Origin of the sequence: Acidovorax sp. 93 (genome assembly GCF_003633835.1) — a bacterium.
Lineage (GTDB): Bacteria > Pseudomonadota > Gammaproteobacteria > Burkholderiales > Burkholderiaceae_C > Acidovorax > Acidovorax facilis.
Map to the genome: position 1 here is coordinate 1,579,088 of NZ_RBIT01000001.1, position 14,459 is coordinate 1,593,546.

Annotated in this window: 11 protein-coding genes and 1 pseudogene; 8 read left to right on the plus strand and 4 right to left on the minus strand. The window is 64.8% G+C overall.

The window, feature by feature from the left end; translation table 11 throughout:
- Nucleotides 1–4 precede the first annotated feature (4 nt).
- From C8C93_RS07085 to C8C93_RS07110, 6 genes are all read left to right on the plus strand, one after another.
- On the plus strand, nucleotides 5–1,363 hold the full coding sequence (locus tag C8C93_RS07085) for a DUF1329 domain-containing protein (RefSeq protein WP_121506374.1): 1,359 nt from the start codon (nucleotides 5–7) through the stop codon (nucleotides 1,361–1,363).
- A gap of 481 nt (nucleotides 1,364–1,844) precedes the next feature.
- Nucleotides 1,845–2,786, plus strand: a complete 942-nt coding sequence (locus C8C93_RS07090; protein ID WP_060986635.1) for a site-specific integrase — start codon at nucleotides 1,845–1,847, stop codon at nucleotides 2,784–2,786.
- Nucleotides 2,787–2,801: 15 nt separating this feature from the next.
- On the plus strand, nucleotides 2,802–4,337 hold the full coding sequence (locus C8C93_RS07095; RefSeq protein WP_158603251.1) for a universal stress protein: 1,536 nt from the start codon (nucleotides 2,802–2,804) through the stop codon (nucleotides 4,335–4,337).
- 105 nt (nucleotides 4,338–4,442) lie between these two features.
- A complete protein-coding gene (locus tag C8C93_RS07100; RefSeq protein WP_233559255.1) occupies nucleotides 4,443–5,861 on the plus strand; it encodes a DUF1173 domain-containing protein in 1,419 nt (472 codons plus the stop codon).
- A gap of 140 nt (nucleotides 5,862–6,001) precedes the next feature.
- Nucleotides 6,002–7,294 (plus strand): hypothetical protein, encoded by a 1,293-nt coding sequence (locus C8C93_RS07105; RefSeq protein WP_121508681.1) that lies wholly within the window; start codon nucleotides 6,002–6,004, stop codon nucleotides 7,292–7,294.
- Nucleotides 7,295–7,305: 11 nt separating this feature from the next.
- Complete coding sequence (locus C8C93_RS07110) at nucleotides 7,306–8,571, plus strand: metallophosphoesterase family protein (RefSeq protein WP_121506377.1); 1,266 nt, start codon at nucleotides 7,306–7,308, stop codon at nucleotides 8,569–8,571.
- A gap of 18 nt (nucleotides 8,572–8,589) precedes the next feature.
- Here C8C93_RS07110 and C8C93_RS07115 read toward each other — a convergent pair whose 3' ends face one another.
- Both C8C93_RS07115 and C8C93_RS07120 read right to left on the minus strand, forming a co-directional pair.
- Entirely contained in the window at nucleotides 8,590–9,555 is a 966-nt protein-coding gene (locus tag C8C93_RS07115) for a nucleotidyl transferase AbiEii/AbiGii toxin family protein (RefSeq protein WP_121506378.1), read from the minus strand.
- Nucleotides 9,552–9,953, minus strand: a complete 402-nt coding sequence (locus tag C8C93_RS07120) for a DUF6088 family protein (protein ID WP_121506379.1) — start codon at nucleotides 9,951–9,953, stop codon at nucleotides 9,552–9,554. The genes C8C93_RS07115 and C8C93_RS07120 overlap by 4 nt, the downstream gene beginning before the upstream one ends.
- A gap of 189 nt (nucleotides 9,954–10,142) precedes the next feature.
- Between C8C93_RS07120 and C8C93_RS07125 the strand changes: the two genes are divergently transcribed.
- Nucleotides 10,143–12,626: a DNA repair protein gene (locus tag C8C93_RS07125; RefSeq protein ID WP_233559256.1), complete on the plus strand. Its 2,484-nt coding sequence runs from the start codon at nucleotides 10,143–10,145 to the stop codon at nucleotides 12,624–12,626.
- Between the two features lie 50 nt (nucleotides 12,627–12,676).
- Here C8C93_RS07125 and C8C93_RS07130 read toward each other — a convergent pair.
- A pseudogene (locus C8C93_RS07130) lies at nucleotides 12,677–12,985 on the minus strand (hypothetical protein).
- A 641-nt stretch (nucleotides 12,986–13,626) separates the two neighbouring features.
- On the opposite strand from C8C93_RS07130, the gene C8C93_RS07135 reads away from it, so the two are divergent.
- Nucleotides 13,627–13,839: a hypothetical protein gene (locus tag C8C93_RS07135; protein ID WP_121506381.1), complete on the plus strand. Its 213-nt coding sequence runs from the start codon at nucleotides 13,627–13,629 to the stop codon at nucleotides 13,837–13,839.
- Nucleotides 13,840–13,930: 91 nt separating this feature from the next.
- Here the strand turns inward: C8C93_RS07135 and C8C93_RS07140 are convergent, their stop codons facing one another.
- On the minus strand, nucleotides 13,931–14,443 hold the full coding sequence (locus tag C8C93_RS07140; protein WP_121506382.1) for a hypothetical protein: 513 nt from the start codon (nucleotides 14,441–14,443) through the stop codon (nucleotides 13,931–13,933).
- Nucleotides 14,444–14,459 lie beyond the last annotated feature (16 nt).

Consider the following 14,459-nt stretch of genomic DNA (forward strand, 5'->3'; position numbering starts at 1 on the left):
GACCATGCGCCGTATATTTTCGCTGGCACTGCTGGCCGTGCACCTCGCCGCCGCAGCAGGAGTCTCTCCTGAGGAGGCCCGCCAATTGGGTAGCAGCCTGACAGAGTTCGGCGCGGTGCGCGCCGGCAATGCCGACGGCAGCATTCCGCCCTATTCCGGGGGGCTCCGAAGCGCGCCTGCCGGACACAAGCCGGGCAGCGGTTTTTGGGTCGATCCGTTCAAAGGTGAGAAACCGCTTTACCGCATTGACGCACGCAACATGGCGCAGTACGCCGACAAGCTCTCGGAAGGCCAGCGGCAGTTGCTGGCCCGATTCCCGGAGTACTACCTGGACGTTTACCCGAGCCACCGCACTGTAGCCTACCCCGACGCGGTCTTGGCTGCGACACGGCGTAACGCCACCAGTTGCCGCAGCCTGAAGGACGGCTTGGCGGTGGACGTGGCCTGCCGTGGCGGCATGCCGTTCCCGATTCCCAAGACGGGGCACGAGGTGATGTGGAACCAGCAGTTGCGCTACCAGGGCAGCAAGGACATGGTCACCATGTCTTCGCGATCCTGGGTGGTGGATGCCAACGGCCGGCCCATTAAGACAGCGGAACAGCAGACCTATCAGAATTTTCCTTACTACGAACTGGATCAGAAAGATCGTGATCCCACCATGGCCTGGCGGGTCTATTCCGTCACCAAGTCACCTGCCCGCAGGGTAGGTGAAATGACAGGTTTGGCCGACTACCTGGATCCCAGCGCCAGGCCCCGGAAGGCGTGGACTTATACGCCGGGCCAGCGCCGGGTGAAGCTCGCGCCCGAATTTGCCTATGACACGCCGGTGGCAAGCATGGGCGGTGTCATCGTCTATGACGAATTGTTTGTTTTCTCCGGAATGATGGATCGCTTTGACTTCAAGCTGCTCGGCAAGAAGGAAATGCTCATTCCCTACAACGGCTACAAGGCGACCTACGACTGCCCCGTACCAGAAGTTGCGCTGATGGCCCGCCATGCCAACCCAGCATGCGAGCGTTGGGAGTTGCATCGGGTCTGGGTGGTGGATGCGGTCTTGCGCTCGGGCCAGCGTCATGCATATCCACGCCGGACGTATTACTTTGACGAGGATCTTTCCGGAGCTGGCATGTTCGATGCTTTCGACCAAGAGGGGCAGTTGGCGCGAGTCATGTTCAATACCACCACTCCCATGTACGACTTGGACATTCCCTGGTCTGTCAAGAACGTGGTGTACGACTTCAGCAGGGGCCTGTACGCGTACCTGAACGACGCCATGATTGGCGGCTTCAAGCAGATTGAGACTCCGCGCAGCGAGCGCGAGCTCAATCCTGAGGCGGTAGTTGGCCGCGAAACCGCACGTTAACTTACTGCTTGAAAAGGGCTAGGTGGTTCTGGGGCGAAGCATCCGTGTCGTCAGCGACGACGAGATCGCAGCCGGTGCATTGTGCATTCGACAGGCTGTTGCTCCGCGTCAAAAAAAGGGGCTGGCTGTGAGTGAGAGCGCCAGGAACAAGCCAACGACGCGCAACGCCATGCAGTCGGTGCCCGAGCCGCATGCGCTTGTACGGCACAGCATCAAGCAGTCGCCGTCATGCGAAAAGATTCCTATGTCTGTCTCACCGAAGGGCTTGCCTCGTGATCGCGGCGCTGGTATTCGACGGCTCGCTGCTGATCCCATGGAGTGCAGGCTGGCAATGCGATCAGGTTGTGAGGCATTGCCCTTGTGCATCTCGGTAGTTGATTGCGAAACCCCCCGGACTGCGACGCGATTTCGGCTGGCGCGGCGCGTACCGGGGCGTCAGGATGCGTTCGTGGTGTGATTGCCTTGAAAGGAGGCACGCGGCGTGCAAGAGCAGGAACTCTCCGGCGATCCCCGGCCATCGTGGGACGTGTCTGTGGCGATGCTGCGCGCGGTGCTAGACGGGGCGGCCTATGACGCCGTGGCGGCACTGCACGGGGTGTCGCGCACGGCCGTCGAGCGGCGCATCAAGGCGGTGGCGACCCACCTGGCCGGCAGCGCCGGAATCGACGGGCTGAATCAGAGCGGTGCGGCGTTTGTTCGCAGGCTGCGCCTGCACCGTGACGCGCTGCAGACTGCGCTGGACGGCCTGCAGCCCCCTGGCGCGGAGCGGGCCGTGGGCACGCCCATCCTGAGTGAGGCGGAGATCGCCGCCGGCGCCGTGCGGATCCGGGGCCGCAGCCAACACCCTCTGGAAGACCTCGCGCTGTACTACATGCTGTTCGCGATCGGCGCGCGGCCGTTGGAGATCGCGCGTCTCGAGGTACGGGACTATCTGGACGCCGCAGGGAGCGTGCGGCGGATCTCCGTGCTGCGCGAGGAGGCCGCTATCACCTCCCGGGCGCGGCCGCTGTACTTCCACAGCACGCGGCTGAACGAAGCCATGAACGCTTATCTCGCCGATCGTGTGCGGTGGGGTGCCGGACTCGGTGTGGAAGGCCAATACCGTGGCCTGGCGCCTGGCAGCCGCCTGTTCCTGTCCGCCAGCGGCAAGGGCTTCGAGATCACGCCGTACGGAGAGGCGGGGCAGCGCCGCTTCCGGTGTCGCGGCATCCAAGAGACCTATCGCAAGCTGTTCCGCTATGCCGAGTTTAAGCAGGTCACAGCGCTCACCGCGCGGCATACGGTGGCCGACCGCCTCTATACCCGGGGCGCGGATGAGGCGCAGGTGGGCCTGCTGTTGGGAATCGCTGAACGTAGTGCGGTGAAAGAGCAGTTTCCACGGCGGCAGCACACGATGGAAGAGCTGACGCGCGATCTGGTGTGAGCAGGGATGCCGGACATGTATGAGCATTTTTTGGTACCCGTTGATGGAACGTCGGCATCGGACAAAAACGTGAAAGCCGCGATCGATTTGGCTGAGAAGCTGAATGCGAAAATCACCTTCCTTCATGCCGCTCCAGATCCGGCCGCGACGCGGGGCGTCACCGGACTCTCAACAGCCTTGGCTAGTACGCTGCTGCGCGCGGCCTTCGGGGATTCCGATGCAGTTTTGTCGAGCGCGAGATCGAGCGCGGCGGCACGTGGTGTTCGCTGCGCGTCATTGGCTGTGGTGTCGGCCCACCTCGCTGAGGCCCTTGGCGCGGCCGCCAAGCTCCAGGGGTGCGACGTCATCGTGATGGCGCCGCAACGATGCCCAGGAGCGCAAGGCTGGAGTTTCCAGTTCTGCACGGAGCAGGTTCTTCGGAGCGCGCCGACGGCACTGCTCGTCACGGGCGTTGCATCCAGCGAGGTTCCCACTGTCCAGGAGCGAACCATTGCCGCCCTATTGAGATCGCATCGTGCGTTTGCCATTGGCATGCTCGGGGCGCTGGCCGTGCTTGACGCCGCCGGCAACGGGCAGCCGAGCGTTGATTTCGAGGCAATCCGGTTGTGTGTCCAGCATGTCCCGCAGTACCTCTTGTGCGCCAATGGAGAGTTGCATTTGTACGGCGTGTTGCGGAAGCGCAAGCCGGAACTCATCGAGGTTCTGTCCTGCTTGGAGGAGCGGCACTGCCGCGAACATGGACTGGGTTTGAAGCTCATGGAGATCGTCGAGGCGGTATCCCTTGGAAACGTGGCAGCGTTGGGACAACTGCAATCGCTCGCGAGCGGCGTCCGCGGGGGCATGCGGCACGCGGATGAAGTTGAGCGGATCCTGTTGGCGGCGCGGCGGTATCTGCTGGACTCCGACTGGGATGAAATCGCCGGTGCTATCGGGCCGGACGAAGGTGTGGGGGGCGCAGACTTGGAGAGGGATGTACAAGCGCATGCTCCGCCGCCTGGCGAACTTCGCCGTCCGTTGTACGGGGATGGAGGCCAGTTCCTCCGCGATCCTTCTCGCATGGGAGACAACCTTGTGCCGATTGAATTCTATGAAGCCTCTGGCTACTACCAGGAAGAGACCGTCGGCTACTTGATGCGCCGCGTTACCACGTCGATAGTCCGGAACGCCGACATGCGCCTCCATCAGCACGGACTGACAAGCACCCAGTGGGGACCGCTTGTGAAGATCAAGGCCCGCCAGCGGCCAACGGTAGCTGATCTCGCGCAGGACCTCGAAATGGACGCGGGCGGCGTGACTCGGGCTCTTGACCGACTCGAGAAGAAGGGCCTCTGCAAGCGTGTGAGAAGCGTCGAGGATCGGCGCGTTATCCATGTCCAGCTCACGGAAGCAGGGGAGAGCGCCGTTGCCGAGGTGCCGGCCATTCTGGCCGTTGTGCAGAACGCTCATCTGGCAGATTTCTCGCGCCAAGAATGGCAGGCCTTGCTGGGCTACCTTCAGCGGATGCTGGTAAATGGCAAGTCGATGCAAAACGCGGATGCCGTGACTGGCTGAGAGCGAGTGGGCCGCATGCTTTGCTTTGCCTATTTACGGTGTGCGGGTTGTCCTATTGGTGGTCACCTAGTGGGAGAGAGGCTTCCCGCATGAGGCGATCGAGGCGTGCTTGACCTCGGAAAATTTCTGCGCCTTCAATGTCGAAATCTCACCAATTTCGATGCGAATCCGGCTCGCCTGGAGCGTCACGAAGGTCCAGGATGGGTTCGTGGCATTGACCTCAACGGGGAAGGCAGCATGCAGGAACAGATTTTCTTTGATGGTCCAAGAAGAAATGGCTTGCAACCAAGTGCGGCGGCAACGAGTAGCGACGGCGGCCTGCCGGTGTTCCCTGTGCAGCACTTCTCAATCCACGGCCGTGTGTTTGCAGCCACGGATCCGGGCCTCCAGTTGGCGCTTGCGTCGATCCATGACGATACTGAGCGGCCGCGTTGCCTGTGTGTCGCCGGTGGTGTGGAAATGTATGTGGCCCGCCATCGCAAGTACGTGGTCAAACGCATGCCAGAAACCGGCAAGGACCATCACCCGTCCTGCCCTTCCTATGAACCCGACGCGGCACTTTCCGGGCTGGGCGAACTCGTGGGAGAAGCTGTGCTGGAGCCTGAGCCTGGTCGAGTGGAACTGCGCGTGGACTTCCCATGGACCAGGACCCAGGGCCACGCCCTGCCAAGGGGCGAGATCTCGGAGCCGGCAGAGATCACAGTTCCGCGACGGCGCATGTCGCTTCGCGCCGTGATGCATTTTCTTTTCGAGCGTGCCGGCTTCAACCGGTGGACGCCCGCCATGGCTGGAAAGCGCAACCAGGGTGTCCTGTGCAAGTACCTGCTCGCTGCTGCGGCCGACATCGATGTCAAGGGCATCCCATTGGCCGAGCGTCTTTATGTCCCCGAGCCATTCCAGGAATCCACCAAGGCTGATGCCGCCCAGCGCCGACGGGAAAAGCTGGCCATCCTGCAGCCCCGCGATGGGCATGCGCCATTGGCGTTGGTGATCGGCGAGTTCAAGGCCTGCGATCGTGCGGAGCACGCCTGCCGGATCTGGATCCGCCACATGCCCGATGCGCCGTTGCTGATGCCCACCAAGAGCTGGGAGCGCCTGGCGCGTGTTCACGCTTCCTTGCTGGAGGCGCGCGACGCAGACACCGAACGTCGGATCCGGCTCATGATCGCGGCGTTGATACGCGCCCGCCGCGAATTGACCTACGAGATCGATTCGGCTAGCCTGATGCTGGCAAGCGGTCAATGGATACCGCTGGAGGGCGGCCACGAGTGCCCTTTGATCGATGCGCTTGTCGGACAGGAAAGGCGCTTTCTCAAGCCGCTGCGCTACGACGCGCCGCAGGGTGGAGTCTTTCCGAATGCGCTGTTGCTGGACGGCGGTGCCACGCCCATTCCACTGCACATAGTGAGTGCGTTTGCCGAGGCCAAGGAGCGTACCGCCAAGGAGAAGGCCGTCGCCAAAGGTGAATGCTGGGCGTGGCGGACTGAGCAGCCAATGCCCGCGCTGCCATCACCGGCGGCTTAGTTCGCTTGCCTTTCGTACTCCCGGCGGTGCATGACCGGACGGGGCAGTCGGCTGGAAGCCTTGCTGCCGGGGGTTGAACACTTGGCATCACGCGAGAGCATGAAGCGTCGCAACCCCGACGTTTCATGAAGGAGCGCCACATGGCAAACGCTGTCGTTTCGGTGCAGGGCGGGCCGGTCGCCTTGCACACCCTGCTGGGCCAGGCCCCGGCACGCATCCCCACCGGGGGGAAAATCCGTCCCGGCATCATGGTCCTGACCCGCAAGGCCGCCGAGCATCCCGAGGCCAAGGCCATCTACAGGCAGGGCGTGGACGAGGGCCGGTCCTTCGAGGAGATCGAACGGCGGCTGGCGCAGGCGATGCCGCAGCTCAAGTCTCCGCTGGTGCCGCGCAACGTGCCCTGGTTCACGGTGCGAGCGTCGGACTTCGCGAACCCGGAGACCGCCCGGGAGATCCTCGATGCCTACGGCGAAGACCGAGGCCAGGGCCACCGTCTGTACCGTTTTCCCGTCGTCTTCCCCGCCGACCACTGGCAGACCGTGATGCCGCACGAGCTGGCGGCCTGGGGCACCCATGAGAAGCGGTTCTGGTCGCAGTACTCGCCCGATGGCCTGGTGCGCCACTGCATGCGCCATGCACCGGTCCCGGTGGACGACACGGGGCGGCGCGCGATCCGTATCTTTGGCGGGCGCAAGGCTGTGCTGCGTGAAGAGAACGGTGGCCTCTGCGATCCTGAATCCTGCCCCGAGTACCAGGCGCGCCAGTGCAATCTCACGGGCCGGTTCCTGTTCTTCATTCCCGGCATCCGTTCCATCAGCGCGCTGGAGCTTCCCACCACGAGCTTCTACGCGATGAGCGCGGCCATCCAGCGCTTCCAGGCCATGGCCATGATGCGCGGCGGGCGCATCTCCGGCTTCCTGGGGCGCGACCGCGCAACGTTCTTCCTCACGAAGGTGCTCAGGGATGTGCCGCACATCGACGAACAGGGGCGGGCGGTGCGCGTGCCCCAGTGGATCATCGAACTGGAGGCCCCCGTGGATGTCACGGCCCTGCTGCGCGAGCACGAGGATGAAGAGACGGCGATCCAGCAGGCCCATCTTGCAACCCAGGTGCTCGAAGGGCAGCCCGAGGCGCATCAGGACGCAGTAACGGGCGAGGAGGCCGGGAGAGGCGAAACTGCCGATGCGCCCGCCGGTGCCGGCCATCCGCGTCTGGAGCAGGCGCGTCCTACGCTCGCGCAAATGCTGTCGCGCGTTCGGGCCATGGGTGGTGATACGGAGCGCTACTCCGCATACGCGGCCTTGCGCTGGGGCCATGGCTGGCGGATCCATCCCCACGGCCGCGGTCGTGCGTGGGACGAGCTCGACAGGTACGCCCAAGACCCGGAAGGCTACCTCGACAAGATCGACGCCGAACTGGGCCTGGGTGCCTGAAGGAGAAGACCATGCGCATCGCACACTTTTCCGACCTGCACTATGGAACAAGGACCCTCGCCGAGGCCGAGCGCTGCTTCGGCGCTGCCATCGAGCGGGCCGTGGCGCAGGGGGCGCAGGCCGCCGTGATGTCCGGGGACGCGACCGATCACGCGCTGGACCTGCATTCGCCCGCCGCAGCGCGGCTGGTGGAGCGGGTGCGGCGCTTGGCCGATCATTGCCCGGTGCTGCTGTTGCAGGGTACCTACTCGCACGAGCCCCCGGGTACCTTGGACATCTTCCGCTCGGTCGGTGGGCGCCACCCGATTCACGTGGCCGACCGGATCCAGCAGGTGGCCCTGACCCGTGAGGGCGACTGGATCGCTTCCCCGCAATGGCATTTCGGCGCATTACCGGATCGCGCGGTAGCGCTGTTCTCCTGTCTGCCCACCGTCAACAAGGCGACCGTGGCGGCTACCGCCGGGGCGACGCACGCGGCGCAGGCTGTGGGAGAGCAACTCGCCCGGCTGCTCTGCGGCTTTGCGCCGTCACACCGGATCGCGCGCAGCCGAGGACTGCCCACCATCGGCGTGTCCCACGGCACGGTGTTCGGTTGCGTGAGCGAGCACGGCGTGCCAATGGCTGGTTTCGATCATGAGTTCACGACCGGGGCGTTGTTTGCCGCCGAGGCCCAGGCTTTCATGCTCGGCCATATCCACCGGCACCAGACCTGGGCGCAGCAGGGGCTTTCGGGTGCGCAATTGATCGCCTATGCGGGTTCCATCGGCCGCTTTCACTATGGAGAAGAGGGGGAGAAGGGATTTCTGCTGTGGGAAGTGGGCGCGGATTCGGCCTGCTGCACCCTGGAGCCCACTCCGGCGCGCCGGACCATGGATATCGTGTTCGAGGGCCGCCCGGATCTCGAGGCCTTGCGCGAAGCGGTTTCACGGCAGGACATCGCCGGTGCCAGCGTGCGCGTGCGCTGGACCGTGGCAGAGGAGGACCGGGGATCCGTGGATCGCGGGGCCATCCAACGGATCCTTGCCGACGCCGCGGAGACCAAGCTCGAGGGCCGCATCGTGCCCGTGGTGCGCACGCGCATGGCCGGCATCTCGCGCATGGCGAGGATGGAGGACAAGCTGCGCGCCTGGGCCCAGGTGTCCGAGGTCAACCCCGAACCGCTGCTGAGATGCCTTGCCGCGCTGGAGGAAGCGACACCCGAGGACATTGCAGCGGATCTATTGCGCGAGCGGGATGCCGAAGACCAGCCCGTGGAACCCATGCGACTGGCGGCCTGACGCGTCCGGTGGACAGGGCTACGGCAGCACTTCCAGCAGCGCTTCGGCGACCGCGTCGAAGTCGCCGAAGGCCTGCGCGAATGCCGGTGTGCCGCCCCCATAGACCAGCGGCAGCAGGTTTCCGGTGAACTCCGCCTGGATCTTTGCGTCCGCACGGGCCTGCCGCAGCGCGCCGCTCAGCACCTGACGAGGGGCCGTGGCAAAGTCCGGGAACTGGGCTCCAAACTCTTTTTGGTCACCTGCGACCAGCGCAGGAAAGGCCCGCCGCGCCGCGCCCAGCATCTCAGGCTGGCGTTGGCGGATGCAATGCACGTCGTAGAGATGCCGGACCAGGGCCGTGTCCCAGGCCTGGCGCATGAGCCCGGCGCGATGCTGTGCATAGCGGCGCAGGAATGACAGGACTTTCTCCGCGACCGTTTCGGCTACGGCGACCACCGGGACCTCGAAGGCTTGATCGGAGCGGCCGGCGAGTTGGTCGGCCAGCGTGGTGATACGGCGCACCTGTGGAGGCAAAACCGGAGTGCGTGCCGTCAATTCGATCTGCAGGTGAGGGCGCAGCCCCGCAGCGGATGCATAGTGCCGCGCATAGCTCCACTCACTGCAGAAGTACCGGTTCTCGTTGAAGGCCAGTTCTTTGCCCTTGTCCTCGACCAGGCCGATCCCGGCCAGCGTTTCGGCCACCTGGGCCTTCAGCGCGGAAAGGCGGCGGCGGACCTCGGCGCGGGGGACTTGGCCCGCATCCGGCAGCACCACCTTCAGATCCGCGTCCTCGGACATGCGTTCGATCAGCCCGTAGGCCTTGGACAGGCTAGTGCCACCACAGAACACCAGTTGCATACCCTCAAGCCTCAAGGCGAACAGGGCCCGCAACGCATCGGTCAGGTGCTCGTCCTTTTCCAGCAGGCCCGCAGTGATTCCGCCGGAAGTGGCTTCCGCGATGAGCGCCTCGATCAGTTCCCGCCGCTGCGGTGCCAGCACCCTCATGCGTGTTCGTACTGGATCGCCTTGCCGTTGAAGCCCAGCTTGCGGGCGATGCGGCGTCGGCCGACGTTGAAGACGATGCCCGCAGGCACCTGGGTGCTGCGTCCGGCGTTGTACGCCTCGGTCAAGCGGCTGGCCATGACGGTCACGCCCAGCTTGTTCAGCGCCTCGGGGGCCAGGACCTCCAGCGGCCGCACAGGAATCGGCTTGCCCGTCAGCACGCTGGGCTTGGCCTTGGCATAGACGCCCAGGCCCAGGCGCACCAGCGTGCCGTCCAGCACCAGTTCGCGCAGTGCGCGGCCCACCTGCGCGGCACTGCCGAACTGGTCGAACTCGCTGCGCAGCAGCACATCGTCGCTGCGGTTGGCGACGGAGCGTTTGATGCGATTGAGCGTGTTCATGGTGGTGGGCGGGAGGATCCTTGACGGACGATTTTACCTCTCTTGCCAATTTCGATAACCCATTGAACTCAAATGGAATTTTGCAGCATAACTCGATCATCCTCTTGCCAGAGTGCCGGGGAGGGGCGGCCACGGCGCTCAAGCCCTTGCTTCCCCGGGCTCTCACGGGAAACTGGGTGCGTCAAACCCATGGAGAACTTCGCCATGCAACTACTTTCTCTGACGCTCAAGGGGTTTCGCGGGATCCGGGATGGCCTGGGCCTGGCTGCCTTGACCCTGGACTTCGAGGCCCTGTGCGATGGGGCCGAGCTGGTCGCCATCGCGGGTGCCAACGGGCGCGGCAAGACCACGGTGCTCGACAACATGCACCCGTACCTCACGATGCCCTCGCGTGCGTCCGCAGCGGGTGCGGGCGGCTTCAGCTACTACGACCATGTCTACCTTCCGGAGAACGAGAAGGATCTGGTTTGGGCGCTCGAAGGTCAAAGCTATCGTTCCCAGATCGTGATACGTCCCATCGGTCGGCGCCGGACGGAGGCCTTCCTGTTCGCACTCTCCGATGCGGGCGCATGGTGCCCAGTCACCCTGGAGGATGGCACGGTGTCGGACGGCAAGGTGGACACCTATACGCGTTGCGTGGAGCACCTGTGCGGCAGCGCCGATACCTTCTTCACGTCGGTCTTCGGAGCCCAGTGCAAGCGTCAGCTCAGCGACTACCGCAACGCGGAGATCAAAACGCTGCTGGCCGACCTGCTGGGGCAGGAGCATATCCGCGAGCTGGGGCGCAAGGCCGGTGAGACCGCCAAGCTGTTGAAGACAGGGCTGGTAGCACTGCGCCAGGAGGCCTCTGCCTTGGACGCCGAGGGAGAACGGCTCGCCCGCGCGCGGGCCGATGCCGCCGATGCGCCGGCGCGTGCCGCCCGGACGCATGCGGCGGTGGCAGCGGCGGCGTCGGCGCTGGAGGAGGCGCGCCAGGCCCACGCCCGGGCCGCGGCACAGCGCGAGCAGGCGCGCGAGGCCGACGCGCGGCGGGGCCAGTTGTTGCAGGAGCGGGAAGCTGCGCAGGGAGCGGGCCGAGTGGTTCTGCAGGACCTGGCGGGGCGCGAACAGGATGCGCGCCAGCGGCTGGACCGGCTCACGCGCCGCGTTGCGGAGCGGCGGGCGCAGGCCCTGCAGCGCCGAGAACGGCTGGAGAACGTACGGAGCCGATGCCATGCCTTGCTGGAGCGGGAGCATCTGGTGCACAACGCATTGCGGCGTTTGCCGCTGGCAGAGCAGTTGCTGGAACTGCGCACCGAGCGTGCGCGCCATCGCCGAGACCAGGTGGCGGAGTGGGAGCAGGCCAAGGGCCAGTTGCGCATCCTTGTGCAGCGGGTTCAGGGTATCGAACGAGAGGCAGGGCAGGCTGTCTTGCAGGCGCAGGCACTCAGGCGCCGTTTGGGCCTGACCGCCGAGGTGCCGTGCGCCGGGATGCCGCTGCAGGGAGCTTGCCAACTGCTGGCCGATGCACGGGAGGCGCAGGCGCTGATTCCCAGCGCCGATGCGGTGCTGCGGCGTTTGGGCGACGAGAAGGCGGAGGTCGAGCGGGAGGGCCGGGCCGTCAAGGCGCGTGTCCAGTCGCTATCAGCCGCGAGCGGCCAATTGGAAGCCGCCGAGCATCGCCAGGAGCGCGCTCGCAGCCGCGCATCGCGACTTGCCCTGTTGGCGGCGAAGGCGGAAGAGATTCAGGTCGCGCGCCAGCGCTTGACCGAGGTTCAGGCCGAACTGGACGGCCTTGGAGATCCCGAGAGGGACGATTCCTCGGCCGAAGCGGTTGCCGAGCGGGAGGAGCGGGATGCCATTACCGCCGCCATGCAGGCCATCGACGCGCGGCGGACGCAGCAGTCCGACCTGCTGAAGCAGGCGCTGGTCCGGCTGGATGCCGTCCTGCGCACTTTGCCGGAACCCTTTGATCCCCAGCAGCTGGTCATTGCCGAGTCGGCACGCGATCGCGCCATCGCCGCGCATGGCAATGCACAGGGCTCGCACGTAGACGCTTTGAAGGAGTTGGAGAGCCTGGCGGCGCTGCGTCAGCAGCTGGATGCCCTGGCACAACGTCGGGCTGCGGCGCATCGGCGTGCCCTGCGGATCGAGAGCGCGATGGGCGACTGGGCGCTGCTGGCGCGGTGCATGAGCAATGATGGTTTGATTGCGCTGGCGATCGACGATGCGGGGCCGGCCTTGTCGGGACTGGCGAACGACTTGCTGCTGGCGTGCTACGGCCCGCGCTTCACGGTCTCCATCCTCACGCAGGGGGAGACGGCCAAGGGCGAGAAACGGGAGGACTTCGACATCCTGGTGCATGACGCCGATTCAGGGGAAAGCAAGAGTGTGCGGCTGATGAGTGGAGGGGAGCGGGTCTGGATCAACGAATGCCTTGTGCGGGCGGTGGCACTGTATTTGGCGCAGGCTGGCGAACGGCGCTACGAGACCCTGTTCTCGGATGAAGCAGACGGGGCCCTCGACCCGGACCGAAAGCGCATGTTCGGGGCGATGAAGCGCGAGGTGCTGCGACTGGGCGGCTATCACCGGGAGTTCTTCGTCTCTCAGACGCCCGAGTTGGCCGGCATGGCCGATGCGGTGATCGATCTGGAGGCTTTGCGGGCAGATGCCGACGCCGTGCCCATGGAGTGACAGAGGTCAAGGTGTCCGACCCGGACGCAGTGCGCTGGCGTCGCGGGGCCTCAGAGGATAGTGTCTTGGGGCGTGAAAGTCGGCAGGCCCTTGACGGTCGGCGCTTCGCTGTCGAACTTGAGCTAGACGATGCCAGCTTGCTCTGCAGCCTCGAAGATCTTTGCAAGATCGGACTCCGCAGGCATGCGGTAGCGCGGCGAGCCTACGTATACGAAGCCTCCAAAGTCGGTGGGGTAGGCATTGACGGACAGATCGTCTGCGTGCAGCTTTTGTCGGGTGGTGGGTGTCAGGTGGGTCAGCGAGAGAGCCGCCAGAGGCTCGGCGAGCCCGCGCAATTGCTCAATGCAATGGGTGTGCATGTTTCCTTCCTTGTGTGGCAATGCCGACACGGGTTCTGGGATGCCTTGTGGGCTTCGCAAATACCATGCCGCTATACAAGAGAGTCCGACGGGATTCCCATGCGAGGCGCCGAGAGTTGCTCGCGACGATGAGGCGGTAGATGCACGGCGCACCCAGCAGTGCTATGCGCGGATAGGAGGTTGTGAGCGCGTTTCCCACATCGCTCTCCTGGATCGAAATGCAGGGCAGCGCCGGTCGCCGAGGGGATGGCGTCCGCGGTCTGATGGAGGTGCGCAACGGCTGCCGGCACGATGGTCTTGGCTGGATGGGCTGTGACGTGAGCAAGCGACCGGAGGCCCTGATCAGGCCCTCGACCGATATTGGGACTGTGCCCCTGGGTTTGCCGCATCACAAGGGGGAAAACCTGTGTCGGCTAGAAATCGTGGCGGTGGCGGGTGTTTGTTCGCGGGGTCGGATGGGAAATGCGCCGAAACGTGGCCATTCGCCAACATCTGGAAAGCCGGAGGCATGGCATAAGGCAGTCCCGTGACACTCGAAAATTACTCTGCTGCCACTCAGGAAATTTTTTGATCAGGGCCCGTTAATGTGTCCTCAAGCACGTTGTTTTGCGTCAGCATGGTGACCATCAAGAGGTTTCTCCATGATCCGCCTGGGTTCCCAGATCCGTTTGACGCAGAAGGAAATCGAGTATTTCCGTTGGCTGACAGACATCGAGCCTGCCGGTATCCGCACGCGTGCGGATCTGGATGCGTATGTGTCGAAGTGCAAGGCGCACTATTGGGGCGTGTCGCAGGATACGCAGTTCCTTCATTGGATGATTGACCGGGAGGTTGCGCGTTGCCTGGCGGCGTGAGCCTGCCGCAAGAAATTGGGCCGTTAGCCTGCCCATGGGGCGAAGCACCGCATTCCCCCAGCCACGCGGCCAGGGGAATGGGATGCATGGCTCAGCCAGTGGCTTGAGCTGCTCGGGGTGCCGAATCCACCATTGCCGAATCCGCCGATGGGGAGGCAGGTTTTTCGCTGATGGAGGGTGCCTTGAATGCCGCGCGGGCGGCACGTACCTTCGGGCTTTTCGCCAGACGCTGGATCTGGGCCGTGGCAGGCTCGGAATGCTCCTCGGGCAGGCAGGCTGCGGCGAGGTCGCTTCCACGTCCCAATGCGCGCCGCACATTTGCCGGAAACCGGATGAACAGGCCGCCGAGCAGCCAGCGCACGAACCGGCCGAACCGATGGTTGCGCGCCTCGCGCGCCTGGTGCAGGCGCAGCGACTCGCGGCAGCACAGGTACAGTGCCAAGTGCTCGCGCTTCATCTCGGGATCGCTGTCCAACTGGGCCAGCACTTCCGCCGCGATCGCGGGATCCTTGCCGGCACGCCGGTAGAAGGATACCCAGGCGCGCTCTTCCTCGATGCCGATGGCACTGCGCCTTGGCTTGGCGCGGGATGCGTTCACGGTCATGGTTTTTCTCCTTGCT